The following is a 19,959-nucleotide window of genomic DNA, read 5'->3' on the forward strand; positions in this document are numbered from 1 at the left end:
TCCTTTCTCTGTTATCCGCTGATCTTCACGGAGTTGAAGTGGTAGTCGCCGACCGCCGGCACGTCGAGCCCGGTCACGCCCTTACGGAAGGCCGCCACGTAGGTCACGCCGCACACCGGGATCACCGGCGGCCCGGTCTCCACGACCTTCTTGATGATCTCGTGCATCGGCGCCGAACGCTCGGCGACGTCATCGCTGGCCCGCGCCTTCGCCAGCAGGTCGCCGAGCCCGTCCAGGGAGTAGCCGCCCGGGTTGTAGGAGCCGCCCTTCATGTAGAAGTCCTTGGCGAACTGGCTCGGGTCGGGCCGTCCGGCCTGCACCAGCGCCACCGTGGCGGTGAACTTGCCGGTCCGGCGAGCGGTGATCATCTGCTGGAACTCCAGCACCTTGATCGTGGCCTTGACCCCCACCTGCTGCAGCTGTGCCTGCAGCGCCTGGGCGAGCGTCTGGTACGACGTGTTGGGGCCGACCTCCAGCGTCAGCTCCATGCCGTTCGGGAAGCCCGCCTCGGCCAGGAGCTTCTTGGCCTTCTCCGGGTCGTAGGAGGACGACACGTCGTTCAGCTCGGGCACGTTGGCCCAGAAGCCCTCCTGGAACGGCTGGACCGACGCGACGCAGGCGCCCTCGTACAGGTTCTTGCTGATCGACTCGCGGTCGATCGCGTACATCAACGCCTGCCGGACCTTGGGGTTGTCGAGCCCCTTGACGGAGGTGTTCAGCAGGATCCCGTTGAAGGTGGTGTTGGGGCCCTTGATGACGGTCATGCCGTCCGCCTCGGCCTCCTTGATCTGGCCGGGCGTGATGGAGGTGCCGTCGGCCTGCCCCGACTTCACCGCGCGCAGGCGGGTCGTCTCGTCGGAGTAGACGGTCATCTCCACGCCGCCGATGGTCGTCTCCGCGGCGTTCCAGTAGCCGTCGAACTTCTTGAAGGTGACCTTGCCCACCTGCAGCGTGTCGATCTGGAAGGCACCGGTGCCGACCGGCTTGGTCGGCAGGTCCGGGGCGTCGAGCGCGCCGGGCGCGACCACGATGCCGGCCTCACCGGCGAGCACGTTGATCATGTAACCGGCCGGCTCGGTGAAGGTCAGCTTCACCTCGGTCGGGCTGGTCACCTCGACCTTGTCGAGCACCGACAGCGTCGTGACCAGCGCACCGCTCTTCTTGTACGCCTCCAGCGACGCCTTGACGGCCTCGCCGTTGAAGTCCTCGCCGTTGTGGAACTTCACCCCCTCGCGCAGCTTGAGGGTGATCACCTTGTTCTCGTCCGAGAACGTCCACTCGGTCGCCAGACCCGGCCCGATCTCACCGGCGGCACTCCGGCCGATCAGGTGCTCGTAGACCACGTCCAGGAACACCGGGTCCAGCGGCGCGGCCTTGCGGGGGTCGAAGGAGGTCGGGTTGCCCGGCACGGCCCACCGCAGGATGGCCGAGGTGTCGGGGGCGCCGGCTGCGGCGGTCGACTTCGGCTGGTCGGTCGTCCCGGCGCCACAGCCGGAGAGGGCGAGACCGGTGGCGAGAAATGCACCGGCTGTCTTTACTGCTGCTCGTTTCACGGCTTATGCCTCCATATTTCAGAAGCGAGCTTGACTGGTATGACTGGCGACCCGCGGTGCTCCCCGGCTCCGTCGTCGACGTGCCGGCCCGTATCCGCGGGTCCCCGTTGTTCTCGGTGACCTGTCTTCAGCCGTGACGCTGAATGTCGCCCCCACCAGGTCCTGGTCTTGAGCTGTGGGCTAGTCGGCCCACAGTCGCCTGCTGGCGATCGCGGCGCCTTCGGAGAGCGCGGCGAGCTTCGCCCACACGATCTCCTCGTGGCCCACTCGCGATCCGATCCCGCAGTCGGTCCCTGCCTGCAGGTTCTCCTTTCCCACCACGCTGGCGAAGTTCGTCAGCCGCTCGGCGATCAGTTCGGGGTGCTCGACCAGGTCAGTGGCGTGACTGACCACGCCGGGAGCCAGAATCTTGCCCTCGGGCAGCTTCACGTCCTCCCACACCCGCCACTCGTGCGCGTGCCGGACGTTGCCCGACTCGACGGCGTAAGCCTGGGTGTTGACCTTGATCAGCAGGTCCGCGATGTGTTCGAGGCCGATGTCCTGCGTGTGCGGCCGGTGGCCGCTGCCCCAGCAGGTGTGCATCCGGATCTGCTCGGCGGGCAGCCCGTCGATGCTGTGGTTGATGACCTCGACCGCGAACTCGAGGTAGCGACGCAGGTCCTCGACCGACCAGGTCGGGTGGAACTGCCAGGTGGTCGCGAACTCGGGCTCGTCGATCTGCAGCACCAGACCGGCGTCGGTGACCGCCCGGTACTCCTCGCGGAGCGCCTCGGCGACCGCGAACATGTACTCCTCTTCGCTCGCGTAGTGCGCGTTGGTGGCGCCCGCGCCCAGGCTGAGCGGTCCCAGGGCGGCGATGAAGCCGTCCACCTCCTTGCCCTCGACCGCCGTCTTCATCGCCGCGACGTCTCTCGCGATGGCGTCCTGGCCGATGTAGGTGATCGGGGAGGTGCACACCCGGGTCGACGTCGGCGGCTTCGGGGCGTTGCCCGGAGTGGAGAAGCCGGGCCTGATCGGCCCGCCGGCCCCGGCCAGCCAGAGGCCGGAAGCGTAGGTGCCCGGGAAATCCGCCTTGTCGCGGGCCGCGACGTACTCGCGCTTCGGCGGCACGTCCGGGTCGATGGGCAGGGTCTCCCAGCCGGTCACGCGGGAGTGGATGTAGCCGCTGTAGCCGGCCAGGTTCGCGGCCTTGACGTACTCGCCGTCGTTGACGGTGTCGATGCCGCACTCGACCTGGCGAGCGACGACCTCTTCCACCGCGCCCGGCAGGCGCGCGTCGATGGCCTCCCGGTCGCCCTGGGCGATCAGCTCGTCCAGGTCCTTGGGCCGCGGCAGGTTGCCGCCGTGCGTGGTGAGGATCCGACCGTTTCCGCGCCTCATGCGTTTCTCCTAGCCAAGGTGTCTTCTCCCGCGCCTACGCGCAGGAACTTCTGCAGTTGGTGCCGGCCGCTCGACGGCTCGACCCAGCCGGGTCTGATGGCGAAGCTGTACGTCACCTCGGCGACGTACAGGTCTCCGTGGGAGTCCAGCGCGACCCCGTGCGGTGCGATGAAGTTGCCGACCGCCGTGCGGTCCGTCGTGGAGTCCCCCCACCGCTCGACCACGTGGCCGTGCCGGTCCAGCACGGTCAGCCGGGCGGGCTGGTCCTCCAGCGCCTCGCCGTGCACGAAGGACCGCTTGCCCGCCGGCCGCCACAGCTCGACGACGTACACCGAGCCGTCCGGGGCGATGGTGAGGTCGCACGGGCGCCGGATGTCGGTCCACTCCTCGATGAACTCCCCGTCCGGGGTGAAGATCTGGATCCGGTCGTTCTCCCGGTCGCCGACGAACACCCGCCCGTCCGCCGCGACGTCCAGGCAGTGCGGCAGGTGGAACTGGCCGGGGCCGGTGCCCGGCTCGCCCCAGGATCCGATCAGGTCGCCGGAGGCGGTGAACCTGTGCACCCGGCTGTTTCCGTACCCGTCGGTCACGTAGAGGTCGCCGTCCGGGGCGACGGCGAGGTTGGTGGGGCGGTTGAACGGCCCGCCCGCGTACCGGACGCCCTCGACGCTGTGCACGGTCACGGGCCGGCCGGAGACGAACCCGGTGTCCGACGCCATGCCGGCGATGCCCAGCATCATGAGCAGCTCGCCCTCGGGGGTGAACTTGCGGATCGTGTGGTCGCCCGCGTCGACGCAGTAGACGCCGCCGTCCGGGCCGACGGTCAGCCCGTGCGGCGTGGTGAACAGGCCCTTGCCCCAGCTCCGGACGAAGGTGCCGTCGCGCTCGTACACGATGACCTGGCCGTCGAAGCGGGTGAACAGGTAGACGCGGTCGTCGGCGTCCACGTCGACCGCGGCCACGTCCGCGTGCCGCAGGCCGTCCGGGATCTGCTCCCAGTCGCCGTCGGCCGCGAACCGCCGCCCGCCCGTCACGACGCCGCCCCCGCGGTCGAACGCGGCGCCGGCAGCCAGCCCCACGGGTGGGTGCCCCAGCCGGGCGCGATCAGCGCGCCGGCCCGCACGGTCTGCACCGGGCGCAGGCCGAAGCCGCCGTGGAAGACCTCCTGCTTGGTGTCGACGAACTCGAAGTCGCCTTCGACCAGGTCGAGCACCGTCACGTCGGCTTCCCGGCCGACCGCGATCGCGCCGAGCTCGTGCTCCGCCCGGATCGCCCGCGCCGCGTTCACGGTGGTCATCCGGACCACCTCGGACAGGGTGTAGCCCACGGCCATGAACTTGGCCATGCACTCCAGCAGGGAGTGGAAGGTCTCTCCCGCCGCGGTCAGGTCGCTGCTGATGGTGTCGGGCAGAAGACCGAGCGCGCGCTGCTCGCTCGCCACCCGGTAGCCGAAGTTGCCCCGGCCCAGCGCCGAGTCGAGGGTGATCCCGCGCTCACGGGCGGCCAGCAGGGCGGGCATCATCCGATCCGCCGCGTCCATCACACCGCCGTGGTTCGGCGTGCACAGGTGGGTGAGGATGTCGCCCGCGTCGAGCTGCTCGATGGCGAACCGGGTGGCCGGTTCGAGCAGGTGCGGATCGGGCCGCCGCCGCGCGGACAGGTCGCCGATGTGCACCATGAGCGGGACCCCGTGCTCCCTGGCCACCGCCTTGGTCGCGGACACGATCTCCTTGCCGTGCGTGGCGACCAGCGGTCCGACCAGCCGCAGCTTGATCCCCTGGACCAGGCCCGGGTTGGCGGCGACGCACTTCGCGATCGCGACCGGGTCGATCTCGGCCAGGTCGTTGACGTCGATCATGGTGGGCATGGTGTGCGCGTAACTGCCGATGTTCAGGTACGGGATGACCCGCGTCCTGGCGTTCGGCTGGATGTAGGCGGAGAAGACGCCAATGTTGGCGACGCCGACGGATCCGGCGTCCACCAGCGTGGTGACTCCCGACTGCACGCCGATGGCGTCAGGGTCGCAGCCTTCCATGCCCACACCCGGGGTGATCGCGCCGTGCGCGACGTGGGTGTGGATGTCGATCAGGCCGGGGACGACGTACCGTCCAGGGCCGCTCGCGTCGATCACCCGGCGGGCCGACTCGGCCGGGATGTCCGCGCGGATCGCGGAGACCCGGCCGCCGGTGATGGCGAGGTCCATGACGCCGTCGAGCCCTTGCCCGGGGTCCAGGACCCGGCCGCCTTTGATCACAAGGTCGTACCGGGTGGCCGGGTCGTCGCTCATCAGTCCTCCTGTCAGTGCCGCGATCGCGGCGCGTCCCGCTCAGCGGGCCGGGGATGTGCTGTTGGCTTGCTCGTCCGAGGTCGGAAACGGCCATCGGACGTGGCCAGGGCGGGAAGTGATCGGGGCGGGAAGTAGCCGGGGTCAGAAGTTGTCCCAGCCGGGGGGAAGCGCGGTCATCTGTACGGCCCAGCCCTGTTCGAGCGCCTCCGCCGCATCGGCGAGCCCGATCCGGCTCAGCACCTCGCGCGCGTCGGCGCCGGGCCGGCGTACCGGATGGCCCAGGCGCGGCGGGGCGCCGTCCACCCGGATGGCGATGCCGGGCATCACCACCTCGCCGACCTCCTCGGAGATCTGGCTGACCGTGAGGCCTCTCGATCGGGCCCACGGGTCGGTCATCAGCTCCGCGAGGGTGATGACCGGATGCGCGCCCAGCCCCGCCGCGGTGAGGCGGTCGGTCCACTCCCGGGCGGTGCCGGCACGGAAGGCGGCCTCCAGGGCCTCGGCCACCGCGTCGTCGTCGGAGCCGTCCAGGCCGGACAGCGCCTGCTCCAGACCGGGCACCTCGCGAAGGACCGGCAGGCTGTGCCGGTCCGCCCCGAGGAAGAACCACTGATCGGCCGCCTGGTAGAACCGGTGCCACCCGTCGAGCCCGAGAGCCGACGGCCCGGCCGGCTCGGTCCGGCCCGTGGTGCGCACCGCGAGGCTCGCCTGCTGGTACACGCCGGTCTGGGTGAGGCAGGTGCGGACCTGCTGGCCGGCGCCGGTCACCTCGCGATGGTAGAGACCCACCGCGGTCGCGAAGGCGGCCATGGCCCCGGTGCCGTAGTCCAGGAGGTTGTACGGGCCGAGCACGGCCGGTTTGCCGTCGCCGCCCGCCCTGGTCATGATCCCGGTCGCGGCCTGCCCCTGGGTCTCGTAGCCCCGGCGGTTCGCCCACGGCCCGCCGTAGCCGTAACAGCTGACGGAGACGTACACGATGTCCGGGCGGCGGGCCCGCACGTGCTCGTAGCCGAGGCCGTAGCGTTCGGCGGTCCGCTCGGGGAAGTTGTGGGTCAGGACGTCCGCGTCCTCGATGAGCCGCCAGAGGATCTGCTGGCCCTGGCTGGACTTCACGTCCACGAGAACGGTCCGCTTGCCCCGGTTGACGAACCCGTGCGCGCCGACCCGCCGCTGCGGCGAGTTGATCTTCACGACGTCGGCCCCGAACTCGACCAGGATCCGTCCCGCGCTCGGTCCGGCCAGGATCTGGGTGAGATCGACGACCCGCCGGCCCGCGTAGGGCAGTGCGGCGACCGCGTCACCCTCCCCGGACGGCAGACCGGCAGCCGGCGAGGCGGCTTCGGCTTCGGCTTCGGCTTCGGTGGCTGTGGGATCGGTGGGAGGCGAGGCGACGGGTGCCGGGTCGGCGAGCGGTGCGGCGAGCTCGGCGAGGATCTCGGCGCGGTCGGCGTCGGGCAGGTGCCGTGGCCTGCCGGGCAGGGTGGGGGTGGCGGACAGCCACACCGCGGCGCCCGGCATCGCCGTCGCCCCGAGCTCCGGATCGTCGACCACGACGACCTGCCCGGCGGCGAGCGCGTGGTCGTTCTCCAGCCACTCGGCCAGCGTCCGGACCGCGGCGAGCGGGACGCCGGCCGCGTTGGCCAGCTCTTCCCACTCAAGCGCCGGCCGGGTCAGGAACAGCGCGGTGAGCCGGTCGTGCAGCAGCCGGCGCAGCTCGGGGTCGCGATCCTGCCGGGCGCGGTCGGTCAGGCCCTCGCCCGCCCAGGCCGTCACCCCGGCCGCGTCGAGGAACCAGGCCAGGAAGCGAGGCGTCGCGCCGATCGGGTTGAACTGCACATACCTGCCGTCCGCGCACCGGTACGTACCGCTGCCGTTGGAGCTGATCGCCCGATCCGGCGGCAGCCCCTGCGCGACCGGGTAGGCGCCGCTCCCCCCGATGGCCTCGAACATCGCGTCGAACAGCGGAACCTCGACGCGGTCGCCACGGCCGGTGCGCTGCCGCGCGGTCAGGCCGGCCACGATCGCGAAGGCGCCGCAGAACGCCGCGAAGTTGGACGCGACCGGGATCGCCGTGTAGGTCGGCCGGGTGGCGTCCCAGCCGTCCGGCGCGTGACCGGCCCGGATCCGGCAGTTGCCGGTGGCGGCGGCGATGACGCCCTCCCAGCCGGGGACCCCGGCGCGCGGGTCGTCGGCCGCGAAGCCCGGCATCGAGCAGTAGACGAGCCGCGGGTTGACGGCGCGCGACTCCGCCCAGCCGAGCCCGAGCCGGTCCATCACCCCCGGCCGGAAGTTCTCGATGAGGACGTCGGCCCGCCGGACGAGGTCACGGGCGACCTTCAGGTCCTCCGGGTCCTTCAGGTCGAGGGTGATGCGCCGCTTGCCGCGGTTGAAGAACGCGTCGTCGGCCGGCGGGGTGACGCCCGGACGGTCGATGTGCACGACGTCGGCGCCCTGGTCGGCGAGCATGACCGCGGCCAGCGGCCCGGCGACGTGGTGACCGAAGTCGACGACGCGGATCCCGCTGAGAGCTCCCGCCCCGCTCATCGCGCCGTCTCCTGCGGCTCGTTGACGACCGCGTCGTCCTGCGGCGGCTGATGCAGGATGCAGGCGACCCGGTGGTCTTCGCCGATCTGCAGCAACGGCGGGTCCTGGCTCGCGCACGCGTCCTGGACGACCGGGCAGCGGGTGCGGAAGCGGCAGCCCGACGGGGGGTTCGCCGGATCGGGCAGTTCGCCGCTGAGCACGGTGCGGCGCCGCGAACGCTGCACGTCCGGGTCGGGCACCGGCACCGCCGACAGCAGCGCCTTGGTGTACGGGTGCAGCGGGTGGGTCGCGATCTGCTCCGCGGGGCCTTCCTCGACGATCCGGCCCAGGTACATCACCGCGATCCGGTGCGACAGGTGCCGCACCGTGGCGAAGTCGTGGGACACCAGGACCATCGCCTGCCCGGTGTCCTCCTGGATGGACAGCAGCAGGTTGAGGATCTCCGAACGGGTGGACAGGTCCAGCGCGGAGGTGGGCTCGTCGGCGACGAGCACGCTCGGCGACAGGGCCAGCGCGCGGGCGATGCAGACGCGCTGGCGCTGCCCGCCGGACAGTTCGTCCGGATACCTGTCGACGAACGCCGGGTCGAGGGTGACCCGGCCGAGCAGCTGGGCGGCGCGCTCCCGCATCTCGCCCCGGCCGATCTTGCCGTGGACCAGGAGAGGTTCGGCGATGGCGTGGCCGATGGTCTTGGTCGGGTCGAGCGCGCCGTACGGGTCCTGGAAGATGACCTGAAGCCTGCTGCGCATCTCCTTGAGCTCGCTGCCGCGCGCTCTGCTGACGTCCTTGCCCTCCACCTCGACCGTGCCCTGGTCCGGCTTGAGCAGCCGGGCCATCAGCCGGCCCACGGTCGTCTTGCCCGAGCCGGACTCGCCCACGATGCCGACCGTGGTGCCGGCCCGTACCTCCAGGTCGACGCCGTCGACGGCGCGGACGCTCTCCAGCGCCCGGCCCAGCAAGCTGCGGCGCAACGGGAACGACTTGGTCAGGCCGCGCACGCGCAAGACCACATGATCCTCAGCCACGGACGGTCCCCTTCAGAATCAGGTCACCGGAGGCGACACGTCCGCACCGGGTGCGGCGATCGTCGGCGATGGCCGTGTCGGCCTGTGGTCGCCGGCAGACGTCTTCGACGCTGTGCGCACAGCGCGGCTCGAACCGGCAGCCGCCGGGGAAGTGTCCCGCCGACGGGACCCGGCCCGGGATGACCGTCAGGCTGGTCCGGGCCCGGCCCGCCTGCGGCACCGCGGCGAGCAGCGCGCTGGAGTACGGGTGCTGCGGCTCGTAGAAGAGCCGGTCGACGGGGGTTCGCTCGGCGATGTGACCGGCGTACATGACGACCACGTCGTCGCAGAAGTCCGCGACCACGCCGAGGTCGTGCGTGACCAGCAGGACGGCGAGATCGAGGTCGCGGCGCAGGTCGCGCAGCAGCTCCAGGATCTCGGCCTGGATCGTGACATCGAGCGCGGTGGTCGGTTCGTCGGCGATCAGCAGCTTGGGGTCGCAGGCGATGGCCGCCGCGATCATGACGCGCTGCTGCATGCCGCCGCTCATCTCGTGCGGGTAGGACCCGAGCCTGCGGTCGGCGTTGGGGATGCCGACCCGGCTCAGCAGCTTCGCCGCTTCCTTGAGCGCCACCGACCGCCGCTCGCCCAGGTGCAGCCTGCGCACCTCGGCGATCTGGTCGCCGACGGTCATCGTCGGGTTGAGGCTGCTCATCGGCTCCTGGAAGACCATGCCGACCGGCCCGCCGCGCACCTTGCGAAGCTGCTTCCGGTTGCAGGTGAGCAGGTCGACCCCGTCGAAGTGGATGGAGCCCGCCGCGACCCGGACGGCCGCCGGCAGCAGGCCCAGGATCGCCATGGAGGTCAGCGACTTGCCGCAGCCGGACTCGCCGATCAGCGCGACCGCCTGGCCCTTGCGCACCTCGAAGGTGACGTCCTCGACCAGGCCACGCTGCCCGACGCCGCCGGGCAGATCGATGGTGAGGCCCTTGACGGCCAGCAGCGGCTCGGCGTCGCCGACGTCGCTTCGCTGTCCCGGTCCTGCTGTCATGTACGCCTCCTGAGTCCGACGGCGTCACGGATCGAGTCACCGATCGTGTTGAACGCGAGCACGGTCAGCACCATCGCGACTCCGGACGGCACCACCGCGAAGGGCGAGTGGAACTGGTTGGTGTAGGCGGCCTTGAGCATCGAGCCCCAGCTCGCGTCGGGCGGCTGGACGCCCAGGCCGATGAAGCTCAGGCTCGCCTCGACCAGGAGGGCGACGCCCATCAGGATCGTGACCTGGACCAGCAGCGGAGCGGCGATGTTGGGCAGGATGTGCACCCAGAGGGTGCGCCGGGTGGACGAGCCGATCGCCACCGCCGAGTCGACGAAGGTCTCCTCCGCGACGGCCAGCGTCGCCCCGCGTACGACACGGAACAGACCGGGTGCGAAGATGATGCCGATCGCCAGCATGGCGTTGACGAGTCCCGGGCCGAGCACCGCGATGATGGCCAGGGCCGCCACGAGCGCGGGGAGGCTCAGGATGGTGTCGGCCAGCCGACCGGCGACGGCGTCGACGGCGCCGCGGCGCAGCCCGGCCCAGAGTCCCAGCGGCAGCCCGATGAGCAGCGCCACGCCCACCGAGATGAGCGGCGCGGTGACGGCGATGCGGGACGCCTGGATGATCCGGCTCGCGACGTCCCGGCCGAACTCGTCGGTGCCGAGCAGGTGCGTCCAGCTGACCTCGGCGAACCTGTTGCCGAGGTCCTGGACCTCCGGGTCGTACGGGTAGACGAGAGGCCCGGCGATCGCGAAGAAGACCAGGATGCCGATGAATCCGACGGCGATCGCGCTGGCCGGCCGGCGCAGGAGCGTTCGGATGACGTGGCGCGGGCGTGCGCTTCGGGTGGCCGTGGTCATGCCGTACGCACCTTCGGGTTGATCCAGCCGTAGGCCAGGTCCACGATGAGGTTGATCCCCACCACGATGACGGCGCTGAACAGGACGTATCCCTGAATCATCGGATAGTTCCGTTGGAGCACCGAGTTGATGGCGAGGGAGCCGAGGCCGGAGATGCCGAACACGGCCTCCACCACGATCACGCCGCCGAGGAGCCGTCCGGCCTGCAGGCCGAGCACGGTCACCACGGGGATGGCCGCGTTGCGCAGGATGTGCCGGCGGACCAGCCAGATGCCCGAGGCGCCGCGGGCCCGTGCCGTACGCACATAAGGGCGGGTGAGCACGTCGGCCACACATCCTCGGGTATGCCGGGCGAGCTCCGCGGCCGTGGCCAGGCCGAGCGCCGTGGAGGGGAGGATCACGTAGGAGAGCCACTCCCCGAAGCCCTCCCTGATATCGACGTATCCGGTCGCCGGTAGCCAGGGGTTGGCCAGCGCGAACACGGACACGAGCACCATCGCCAGCCAGAAGCTCGGCATCGCGATGCCGAGGGTGGCCAGGGCCGACACGCTCCGGTCGATCCAGCTTCCCTGGGTGAGGCCCGCGACGATGCCGGCCGTCACACCGATCACGACGGCGACCACGATCGCCATCAGGGTGATGATCACGGTCGGCGGGGCCGCCTCGATGATCGTGTCCGCGACGGACCTGTTGGTGAACAACGAGTCGCCGAGATCTCCTTGCAGGATGCCGACGAACCAACTGGAATACTGCTCCAGGATCGGCTTGTCCAGGCCGAGCTCGATGCGGATCCTGCTCACCTCGGCCACAGTGGCGTTCTCACCTGCGATCACCTCGGCGACATCGCCGGGAATCAACTGCACCAGCAGAAAGGTGAGAATCGAAACAAGCCACAAGACCAGCAGACCGCCGCCGAGCCGGCGAATTACCATGCCTGCGCTCACCGCCACCTCCGTCCAGCGCTACGTGGAACGAAGAGAGTGCGGAGCCGGGCGAGACATCCGCCGGGCTCCGTCCGTGCCGCATCGATCCACTGCGCCGTTGTCCGATAATGGGACAAAATGTGCAATAGTTGTAAACGCAATGCTGCCCTGCGGCTACGTGGGCGTCAAGAGGGAGCCGTTGCGTAAATGGGCGGTTTCGGGATCGTTACCGGACACCCGTGGCAAGGCGGTGACCACGCGAAACGCCGTCATGGTGAGACGGCGTCGGACATGGGTCGATTACCACGTATAGCCGACCAGACGAAGGAGCACTGTGGGCTACAGCACAGTATGGGGGCGTACTCTTTGTCGTCACACACATGGCACCCCCGACGTTCGACCTTAGGATTCGCTCATGGCCGCAGAGTCACCGTTCACCGGCCTGACCAGCGTCACCAGCGGTTCTACCGCGATCACCCAGGAAAACCGGACGTTGCGCGACCTGGTGGAGATCTACCGTCACCTGTCCGGGCTGGCTCTTCAGGACGCCGACATCGGCACGGTCGCCCACCTCGTCGCCCACCGGACCGACGTGACGGTGGCCGTCATCAGCCAGAAGATGGGCATCCTCGCCGCCGCCTCGCCGGGAGAGAGCGACGACAGCGCCATCCAGTATGTCCACGACCATCTGATCCACCCCCGGCTGGCGCACATGCTCGCCGACGCCGGCAAGTCCCGGCACCCGCTCCGGCTGCCCGATCCGGCGCGCGGCCGAGCCCGTGTCGTGGCACCGATCCTCGTCGGCGACACCGTGCCGGCCTATCTCGTCTCGCTCGTCTCGGCAGCCCCTGACCAGGGCGAGGACATCGACCTGCTGATCGCCGAGCACGCCGCGACGATCTGCGGCGTCATCCTGGCCCGTGAGCGGGTCTTCTTCTCGGCGGCCAGCCAGGTGCGGGACGACCTCGTCGAAGGACTGCTGTCCGGGTCGGGCCGGGACAACGACGAGGTCGTGCGCTGGGCCCAGCATCTCGGCTACGACACCGAGCGCGAGCACCGCGTCCTGTCGGTCATCCTCGAACCGCCCGCGGGCGACTCCCAGCGCAGCGCCCTCGTCGCCGAACGCGCCGCCGGCGCGACCGCCCGCCTGTTCATCGCCCAGTCCCCGGACGCGATCACCTCCGTACGCACCGACGAGGTCGTCGTGGTGCTGACGGAGACCGCCACGCCGGGCTCGACCACCCGGGCCGAGCAACTCGGCACCCTGTGCGTGCAGCGGCTCGGGGCGCTGTTCCCCGACGTCGGGGTGTCCATCGGCGTCGGCGGCGCGTTCCACGAGCCGGCGCACATCGCCCGCTCCTACGAGGAGGCGCGGCGGACCAACGAGGTGATCCGGCGGCTCGGCCAGCGCGGCGCCGTGGTCGCGTTCGACAAGCTCGGCATCAGCCGCCTGCTGCTCCAGGTGCCCGACATCGAGACGCTGCGCGAGTTCGCCACGGACATCCTCGGCGAGGTGCTGCGCCACGAGAAGAAGCACCACTCGGAGTACATCTCCACGCTGATGTGCTACTTCCGGGAGAACAACAGCCCGCAGCGGGCGTCGAAGCTGCTGCACGTGCATCCCAACACGGTCACCTACCGGATCCACCGGATCGAGGAGATCACCGGGCTGGACCTGAACAACTATCGCGACCGGCTCGCCGCCCAGGTGGCTCTGGAGATCATCGACGCCCTGGAGGTCAGCGCTTGACCTCGGCGGACGGGTCGCCCGCCGTCACGACGGCGGCGGCGGAGTAGACGATGCCGGCCCCGGTCGAGGAGTCGATGTAGCGCGGGATCCAGCTCTCCTCGTCGTCGACCTGCGTCGCGCCCCACCCGTAGCAGACCATGAAGCCGGTCGAGGTGTGCACCCGGAACAGGAACATGTTGTCCGACAGCCGGCGTCCGGGGCTGACGAAGGCGTCCATCTCGTGCCGGGCCAGGTCCCAGGCGATCTCCACCTCCTCCAGCGTGGTCGCCTCGATCATCAGGTGCTCCAGCCGGAGGGTGCCGGCCCCTTCCAGCAGGGCGATGCTGTGATGGCGCGGATTGCACCGCAGGAACCACATCTCGCCGAGGTGCGGGCCAAGGTTGATCGCGTCGGACACCTTCATGCCCATCACGGTGGCGTAGAAGTCGAGACCCCGCTGGAGGTCGGGCACCCGCAGCACGACGAAGCCCAGGCCGAGCTCCCCGGTGACCGTCCGCGACGTCGGCCGCTGCCCCTGGTAGGAGCCCGCCGTCTCCTCCTGGCCGACGAAGAACTCGTGCCGCAGGCCGAAGGGGTCGTCGAAATAGATGAGCCGGTCGACGGAACGGTCCGCCGCGAGGCGCGCCGAGCCCGTCGTCACCTCGAACCCGGCGGCGGTCAGGTGGGCCGCGACGTCCTCCAGCGACTCCTCGGCGCCGATCTCCCAGCCGAGGTAGAGCAGCCGGTCGGAGTCACCCGGGTGGATCGCGAGGCGGTGCGACCGGTCGCACCAGCGCACCCGGACCGTCCCGTCGGGGAGCTGGTAGGCCTCGAAGCCGAAGACACGTGGGCCGAAGTCCAGCCAGTCCCGCGCCGACGCGGACCGCACGCCGACGTACCCGATGCTCCGCATGCCGCATCTCCTCGCACTTCGTGGCGCACAGGGTGCGCCACGACAAGAATACGCGGCCGGACAAATCCGGCATATCCCTCAGCCCAGGGCGGCCCGCAGCACCGGCTCGATGTCCGCCGCCGCCTGCTCACCATAGGCCCCGCGCAGGCGGGCCACATCGGTGCCGGCGTCGATGGCCCACTCCTGGGCGCCGTTCGACTCCAGCACCAGCGTGGCGACCAGCGCCCCGAGCTGGGCGGCCCGCTCCAGCCCCAGCCCGCCGTTCCCGCCGGCCAGGAACCCGGCCCGGAACCCGTCGCCGACGCCGGTCGGGTCTGCGATCGTCCGGGCCGGCACCACGCCGACGTGCAGCGCGGTGCCGTCCCGGCCGACGACGTCGACGCCCCGGTCGGACAGCGTGGTCACCCGCAGGCCCACCCGGCCGGTGATCTCGTCGGCGGTCCAGCCGGTCTTGCGGATCAGCAGTTCCAGCTCGTACTCGTTGGTGAACAGGTAGCGGGCGCCGTCGACCAGCGCGCGGCACTGGTCGCCGTCGAGGCGGGGCAGCTGCTGCGACGGGTCGGCGGCGAACGGCACGCCCAGCGCCCTGGCCTCCTCGGTCTGCGCCACCATCGCGTCCGGATCGCTCGCGCCGACCAGCACCAGCCCGATGCCGTACCGCTCCACGATCGGGGCGAGGGAGATGTTCTTCGTCTCCGTCATCGCCCCCGGGTAGAACGACGCGAGCTGGCACTGGTCGTCGTCGGTCGTGCAGGTGAAGCGCGGGGTGTGGGCCGTCTCGACGGTGAGCACCCCGCCGCAGTCGACGCCGTGCCGTTCGAGGATCGCCCGGTAGTCGGCGAAGTCGGCGCCGACCGCGCCCACGAGCAGCGGCCGTTGCCCGAGGACACCCATGCCGAAGGCGATGTTCGCGCCGACTCCGCCCCGGTGGACGACGAGATCGTCGACCAGGAAGCTCAGTGACACCCGGTCGAGCTGATCGGCCACCAGATGGTCGGCGAAGCGGCCGGGAAAGTGCATCAGGTGGTCGGTGGCGATCGATCCGACCACGGCGGTCGTCCCTACGGACACGGCTACTCCTCAGTGAATCTGTCTAGAAGATGATCGTGGTGCGGCCGTTCACCAGGACGCGGTCCTCGCAGTGCCAGGCCACCGCTCTGGCCAGCACGGTCCGCTCGATGTCGGCGCCGCGCCGCGTCAGCTCCCGCACGCTCGCGCGATGCGACACCCGCACGACGTCCTGCTCGATGATCGGCCCCTCGTCGAGCTCCTCGGTGGCGTAGTGCGCGGTCGCCCCGATGAGCTTCACGCCACGCTCCTTCGCCTGCTCGTACGGCCCGGCACCGGCGAAGGCGGGCAGGAAGGAATGGTGGATGTTGATCACCGGTACGCCGGCCCGGTCCAGGAAGCCGCCCGACAGGACCTGCATGTACCGGGCCAGCACCACCAGATCGACCCGGTCCCGCAGGAGGTCGAGCTGGCGCTGCTCGGCCGCCGGCTTGGTGGCCCTGGTCACCGGGATGTGCGCGAACGGCACCCCGAACGAGGCCACCTCGTCGGCGAGGTCCGGGTGGTTGGACACCACCTGGCACACCTCGATGGGCAACTCGCCCCGGCGGGCCCGCCAGAGCAGGTCCAGCAGGCAGTGGTCGTACCGGGAGACGAAGAGCGCCACCCGGGCCGGCGCGGCGGCGGCGCGGAAGCGGAAGTCCGCACCGAGCCGGGCCGCGACCTCCTCCCGGAACTCGCGCTCCAGCCGGGGCAGCTCCTTGTCCAGGCCGGGCAGGTGGAACACGACGCGCAGGAAGAACCGGCCGCCCGCGGCCCCGGTGGAGTCCTGGTCGGACTGCACGATGTTGGCTCCGCGCCGGTACAGGAACGCCGAGACGTTGGCGACGATGCCCGGCCGGTCGGTGCAGGACACGACCAGCCGGCCGACATCGGGATCCGTCGAGGTCACAGCGTGGCGGGGACGGCGTCGGCGGACAGCGCGGCCGCCCGGCGGAGCAGGTCGGCCCGGTCGGTCCGCTCCCACGGCAGGTCCAGGTCCGTACGCCCGAAGTGTCCGTAGGCGGCGGTCTGGCTGTAGATGGGGCTGTGCAGGCCGAGGTACTTGCGGAACGCGGCGGGGCGCAGGTCGAAGTGCTCGGCCACCAGCTTGCGGATCAGCGACCGGCTCACCCGCTCGGTGCCGAACGTCTCGATCAGCACCGACACCGGCCTGGCCACCCCGATGGCGTACGCGACCTGCACCTCGGCCCGGCGGGCCAGGCCGGCGGCGACCACGTTCTTGGCGACGTGACGCGCGGCGTAGGCGGCGGACCGGTCGACCTTGGAGGGGTCCTTGCCGGAGAAGGCGCCGCCGCCGTGCCGGGCGAATCCTCCGTAGGTGTCCACGATGATCTTGCGGCCGGTGAGGCCCGCGTCACCGACCGGGCCGCCGATCACGAACCTGCCGGTGGGGTTGACCAGCAGGCTGCGGTGCAGCGCGTCGGCGTCGTACAGCTCGGCCGGCAGCTCCTGGGAGACGACGTGCCGCCAGAGGTCCTCGCGGATCTGCTCCAGGGTGGCCTCCTCGGCGTGCTGGGTGGAGATCAGCACCTGCTCCACGCCGACCGGGATGTCACCCTGGTAGCGCACCGACACCTGGGTCTTGCCGTCCGGGCGCAGGTAGCCGAGCGTGCCGTCCTTGCGCACCGCGGCGAGCCTGCGGGACAGGCGGTGCGCCAGCGCGATCGGCATCGGCATGAGCTCGGGCGTCTCGTCGGTGGCGTAGCCGAACATCATGCCCTGGTCGCCGGCGCCGGCCCGGTCGAACTCGTCGCCGGAGTGGTCGCGGGCCAGGTCGACGCCCTGCGCGATGTCGGGTGACTGCTTGTCGAGCGCCACGAGGACGGCGCACGAGTGCCCGTCGAAGCCGTAGTCGCCGTTGTCGTAGCCGATCCGGTTGACGGTGTCGCGGACGATCTGGGTGTAGTCGAGCACCTGCGGGGTGGTGATCTCCCCGGCCAGGACGACCATGCCGGTGGTGATCAGGGTCTCGCAGGCGACCCGGGCGTAGGGGTCGAGGGTCAGTGCCGCGTCCAGTACGGCGTCCGACACCGCGTCGGCGATCTTGTCGGGGTGCCCCTCGGTCACGGACTCGGAGGTGAACACATAGTCGTCTTCGATTCCCAGCTGGGTCATGGCGCGGGCTCCTCGTGCGATGGGTTGAGCGGGTTCAGATGGTGGGTGGCGCCGGTCAGCTCGGCGCGCACGGTGGCGGCGCCGGCGACCATGGCGGCGAGCTTGGCCCTGGCGACGGGCGCGGAGATGTTCCGCAGCCCGCAGTCGGGGTTGACGACCAGCCGATCGGCCGGAACGAGATTGAGCGCGCTGCGGATCCTGGTGGCGACCGCCTCCGGGGTCTCCACCTCGGCGGACTTGACGTCGATGACGCCGAGCCCGATCGTGCGGTCCCAGCCGAACTTGTCGATCACCGGCAGGTCGGCGTACCCCTTGCGGGCGAACTCCAGCACGAGCTGGTCCACCCGGGCGTCGAGCACCGCGGGGAACAGGAAGTCGTAGTGGCCCTCCCACGAGGGGCGCGCGTAGCGGTTGCCGTAACAGACGTGCAGCGCCCAGGTGACGTCGACGCCCTCGGTGACGATGTTGACGGCCTCGATCGCCGTCTCCACCTCGCCGGGGTAGCCGGCCAGGAAGGGCTCGTCGATCTGCAGGAGCCGCGCGCCGCGCGCGGCCAGGGCCCGCGCCTCGGCGTTGAGCACCCGCGCGATGGCCAGCACCAGCTCGCCGGGGTCGTCGTACGCTTCGTTCCGCACCCGCCGCGACAGCGAGAACGGCCCGGTGAAGGAGAACTTGACCGGACCCGAGGTCTGCTCGGCGGTGAAGGCGAAGTCGTCGGCCAGCATCAGCGACGCCGTGGCCGCCGGCGGCAGCCGCTCGGTGACCCTGGCCTCGTAGTAGTCGAAGTAAAAGTCCTTCGACGTCTGCGGGAGGTCGATGCCCGGCATCCTGGCGAGGAAGTAGTCGATGTCGTTGTCGCGGCGCAGCTCGCCGTCGGACACGATGTCGATGCCGGCCAGCTCCTGGTCCCGGAGCGCCGCCTTGATCGCCATGTCGTGCAGGTCCTGGAGCTGCGCGTGGCTCATCCGGCCGCGGTAGTAGTCGGTCTTCAGCCGCTCCATCCACTCCGGCACCGGATAGGACCCCACGACGCTGGTGGGAAGGAGCGGCAGTCCGCTCATCAGCTCGGACATCAGTCCCTCACCTGCGCCGTCATCGTGATGATGTTCCCGCCCACCCGATGGGCGAAGGGCGCGTAGTGCACATCGAAGCCGTTGCGCCGGCCCACATGCGCGAGCAGCGGCCCGTTCACCCAGTTGACGACGGACCCCTCGTACTTCCCGGGGCCCCGGAAGTTCGTCCGGTACGCCTGCACGTCGGTGACGAACAGGTCATGGCAGACGAGCCTGCCGAACGGGTGCAGCAGCTTCAGGCTGTCGGCGAAGCTCGCCACCGCCCCGTTGTTGACGTGCATGCGGATGTCGGCGCCGGATTCGAGCAGCGGCCGCAGCAGCTCCCCGCTCATGCCCGGGGCGAGGGAGTAGAGGTCGAGACCGGCCAGCGGGACGTACCGCTCCTCCAGCCTGACCAGGTCCCACACCGCCCGCCAGAAGGCGACGGCGGCGTCCACGTCGGCGAACCGGACCGGATCGGCCTCGGCCAGCAGCCCCGGCCCGAGCCGCAGCAGCTTGTGCACCAGGGCCGGCAGCTCGCCCACCGTGACCCCCAGCGACTCGGCGAGCCCGGCCACGCCGGCGTCGTCGAGGTAGGCGCGGACCTGCACGCAGTAGGTCCGGCCGCCCAGCTGGGCCACCTCGTCGGTCGGCAGGTTGTCGTAGACGTTGGAGATGTAGACGAGGAAGACCTTGTACTTCAGGAAGCCGAGCGAGGTGCCCGGCGTCGTGGCGTCGAGCGCGAACGTGCTGATCCGCGCCAGATGCTGGCTCACCGCCTCGCGGGCCAGGTCGAGCACATGCTGGGAGTAGTCGCACATCATGTAGTGCAGGCGCCGGTAATAGTCGCGCCCGTGCGCGGCGTCGAGGGCCCGGAACTCGTCCAGGAAGACCTTTGCCTGGGTGCCGTTGCCCACGCCGAGCTCGACGACGTAGAGCTCCTCGGGCAGGGCGTCGCCATCGGCCAGCGCGTCCCAGACCTCGAACAGGTCGCGGATCACGTCGCGCGCGGCGTCGTGGTTGTGCGCGTCGCTGTCACCGCCCGGCAGCGCCTGCTCGTACCCCCGGCCGGTGGACTTCTCCCAGAGGTCCAGGTCCTTCCAGTAGCGGGCGTTGAACTCCCACACGCAGCTGCGGCTGCCCGGCCCCCAGTCCTCCAGCAGCACCCGGCCGCCGTCCCGGCGCAGCGCCGCGGCGACCTCCTCGACGGACACGCCGGCACTTCGCCGTACGTCGACCGCGATCTCGATGTCGTCGTCCCGGACGCCCAGGGGCACGATGGCGGGGCCGGGTCCCGTGCTCAGCTCCGGGCACAGGAGGATCGGCCGGACGTCGACCACCTCGCGGAAGTTGGACTTGTACTGGACCCAGTCGCACACGAGCCGGACCTTGCCGAGGTCCGTGGCGGCCCCCCGCAACGCCTCGACGACGGGCGCGAGCGAGGTCATGAGGTCCAGGGGACTCGTACCGCTGAGTTTGGAGT

16 protein-coding genes are annotated in these 19,959 nt (G+C 70.6%); 1 reads left to right on the top strand and 15 read right to left on the bottom strand.

Features of this window, described 5'->3' with window-relative positions:
* Nucleotides 1-11: 11 nt before the first annotated feature.
* The 9 genes from OHA68_RS10120 to OHA68_RS10160 form a co-directional block, all read right to left on the bottom strand.
* Nucleotides 12-1,553, bottom strand: a complete 1,542-nt coding sequence (locus OHA68_RS10120; RefSeq protein WP_327107377.1) for an ABC transporter substrate-binding protein — start codon at nt 1,551-1,553, stop codon at nt 12-14.
* 180 nt (nt 1,554-1,733) lie between these two features.
* A complete protein-coding gene (locus OHA68_RS10125) occupies nt 1,734-2,933 on the bottom strand; it encodes a cobalamin-independent methionine synthase II family protein (RefSeq protein WP_327107378.1) in 1,200 nt (399 codons plus the stop codon).
* Nucleotides 2,930-4,012 carry a peptidyl-alpha-hydroxyglycine alpha-amidating lyase family protein gene (locus tag OHA68_RS10130; protein ID WP_327107379.1) on the bottom strand — a complete coding sequence of 361 codons (1,083 nt, stop codon included), beginning with the start codon at nt 4,010-4,012 and terminating at the stop codon, nt 2,930-2,932. Before OHA68_RS10130 ends, OHA68_RS10125 begins: the two co-directional genes overlap by 4 nt.
* Nucleotides 3,964-5,220, bottom strand: coding sequence for an amidohydrolase family protein (locus OHA68_RS10135; protein ID WP_327107380.1), 1,257 nt, complete (start codon nt 5,218-5,220; stop codon nt 3,964-3,966). The genes OHA68_RS10130 and OHA68_RS10135 overlap by 49 nt, the downstream gene beginning before the upstream one ends.
* A gap of 141 nt (nt 5,221-5,361) precedes the next feature.
* Complete coding sequence (locus OHA68_RS10140) at nt 5,362-7,764, bottom strand: CaiB/BaiF CoA transferase family protein (protein ID WP_327107381.1); 2,403 nt, start codon at nt 7,762-7,764, stop codon at nt 5,362-5,364.
* Complete coding sequence (locus tag OHA68_RS10145) at nt 7,761-8,789, bottom strand: ABC transporter ATP-binding protein (protein ID WP_327107382.1); 1,029 nt, start codon at nt 8,787-8,789, stop codon at nt 7,761-7,763. The genes OHA68_RS10140 and OHA68_RS10145 overlap by 4 nt, the downstream gene beginning before the upstream one ends.
* The gene (locus OHA68_RS10150) at nt 8,782-9,819 is read right to left on the bottom strand and encodes an ABC transporter ATP-binding protein (RefSeq protein ID WP_327107383.1); all 1,038 of its coding nucleotides are present in this window, start codon (nt 9,817-9,819) and stop codon (nt 8,782-8,784) included. Before OHA68_RS10150 ends, OHA68_RS10145 begins: the two co-directional genes overlap by 8 nt.
* Nucleotides 9,816-10,673 (bottom strand): ABC transporter permease, encoded by an 858-nt coding sequence (locus OHA68_RS10155; RefSeq protein WP_327107384.1) that lies wholly within the window; start codon nt 10,671-10,673, stop codon nt 9,816-9,818. Before OHA68_RS10155 ends, OHA68_RS10150 begins: the two co-directional genes overlap by 4 nt.
* Nucleotides 10,670-11,617 carry an ABC transporter permease gene (locus OHA68_RS10160; protein WP_327107385.1) on the bottom strand — a complete coding sequence of 316 codons (948 nt, stop codon included), beginning with the start codon at nt 11,615-11,617 and terminating at the stop codon, nt 10,670-10,672. The genes OHA68_RS10155 and OHA68_RS10160 overlap by 4 nt, the downstream gene beginning before the upstream one ends.
* Nucleotides 11,618-12,011: 394 nt before the next feature.
* Between OHA68_RS10160 and OHA68_RS10165 the strand changes: the two genes are divergently transcribed.
* Entirely contained in the window at nt 12,012-13,346 is a 1,335-nt protein-coding gene (locus OHA68_RS10165; RefSeq protein ID WP_327107386.1) for a PucR family transcriptional regulator, read from the top strand.
* On the opposite strand, the gene OHA68_RS10170 is transcribed toward OHA68_RS10165, so the two are convergent.
* The 6 genes from OHA68_RS10170 to OHA68_RS10195 all read right to left on the bottom strand — a co-directional run bounded on the left by OHA68_RS10170 (nt 13,336) and on the right by OHA68_RS10195 (nt 19,924).
* On the bottom strand, nt 13,336-14,238 hold the full coding sequence (locus OHA68_RS10170) for a VOC family protein (RefSeq protein WP_327107387.1): 903 nt from the start codon (nt 14,236-14,238) through the stop codon (nt 13,336-13,338). The two genes, OHA68_RS10165 and OHA68_RS10170, sit on opposite strands and share 11 nt — an antisense overlap.
* A gap of 78 nt (nt 14,239-14,316) precedes the next feature.
* On the bottom strand, nt 14,317-15,258 hold the full coding sequence (locus tag OHA68_RS10175; protein WP_327109484.1) for a PfkB family carbohydrate kinase: 942 nt from the start codon (nt 15,256-15,258) through the stop codon (nt 14,317-14,319).
* Nucleotides 15,259-15,331: 73 nt separating this feature from the next.
* Nucleotides 15,332-16,198: a formyltetrahydrofolate deformylase gene (gene purU, locus OHA68_RS10180; protein ID WP_327107388.1), complete on the bottom strand. Its 867-nt coding sequence runs from the start codon at nt 16,196-16,198 to the stop codon at nt 15,332-15,334.
* Complete coding sequence (gene metK, locus OHA68_RS10185; protein WP_327107389.1) at nt 16,195-17,424, bottom strand: methionine adenosyltransferase; 1,230 nt, start codon at nt 17,422-17,424, stop codon at nt 16,195-16,197. Before metK ends, purU begins: the two co-directional genes overlap by 4 nt.
* On the bottom strand, nt 17,421-18,497 hold the full coding sequence (locus OHA68_RS10190) for a uroporphyrinogen decarboxylase/cobalamine-independent methonine synthase family protein (RefSeq protein WP_189138068.1): 1,077 nt from the start codon (nt 18,495-18,497) through the stop codon (nt 17,421-17,423). Before OHA68_RS10190 ends, metK begins: the two co-directional genes overlap by 4 nt.
* Entirely contained in the window at nt 18,497-19,924 is a 1,428-nt protein-coding gene (locus OHA68_RS10195; RefSeq protein ID WP_327107390.1) for an SAM-dependent methyltransferase, read from the bottom strand. Before OHA68_RS10195 ends, OHA68_RS10190 begins: the two co-directional genes overlap by 1 nt.
* Between the last annotated feature and the right edge of the window lie 35 nt (nt 19,925-19,959).

It is taken from the genome of Nonomuraea glycinis (genome assembly GCF_035920485.1).
GTDB lineage: Bacteria > Actinomycetota > Actinomycetes > Streptosporangiales > Streptosporangiaceae > Nonomuraea > Nonomuraea glycinis.

Coding starts and splice junctions, on each gene's coding strand:
- OHA68_RS10135 (WP_327107380.1), bottom strand. CDS start 5,220: ATGAGCGACGACCCGGCCACCCGGTACGACCTTGTGATCAAAGGCGGC.
- OHA68_RS10125 (WP_327107378.1), bottom strand. CDS start 2,933: ATGAGGCGCGGAAACGGTCGGATCCTCACCACGCACGGCGGCAACCTG.
- OHA68_RS10195 (WP_327107390.1), bottom strand. CDS start 19,924: ATGACCTCGCTCGCGCCCGTCGTCGAGGCGTTGCGGGGGGCCGCCACG.
- OHA68_RS10150 (WP_327107383.1), bottom strand. CDS start 9,819: ATGACAGCAGGACCGGGACAGCGAAGCGACGTCGGCGACGCCGAGCCG.
- OHA68_RS10155 (WP_327107384.1), bottom strand. CDS start 10,673: ATGACCACGGCCACCCGAAGCGCACGCCCGCGCCACGTCATCCGAACG.
- OHA68_RS10165 (WP_327107386.1), top strand. CDS start 12,012: ATGGCCGCAGAGTCACCGTTCACCGGCCTGACCAGCGTCACCAGCGGT.
- OHA68_RS10175 (WP_327109484.1), bottom strand. CDS start 15,258: ATGCACTTTCCCGGCCGCTTCGCCGACCATCTGGTGGCCGATCAGCTC.
- OHA68_RS10140 (WP_327107381.1), bottom strand. CDS start 7,764: ATGAGCGGGGCGGGAGCTCTCAGCGGGATCCGCGTCGTCGACTTCGGT.
- OHA68_RS10190 (WP_189138068.1), bottom strand. CDS start 18,497: ATGTCCGAGCTGATGAGCGGACTGCCGCTCCTTCCCACCAGCGTCGTG.
- metK (WP_327107389.1), bottom strand. CDS start 17,424: ATGACCCAGCTGGGAATCGAAGACGACTATGTGTTCACCTCCGAGTCC.
- OHA68_RS10170 (WP_327107387.1), bottom strand. CDS start 14,238: ATGCGGAGCATCGGGTACGTCGGCGTGCGGTCCGCGTCGGCGCGGGAC.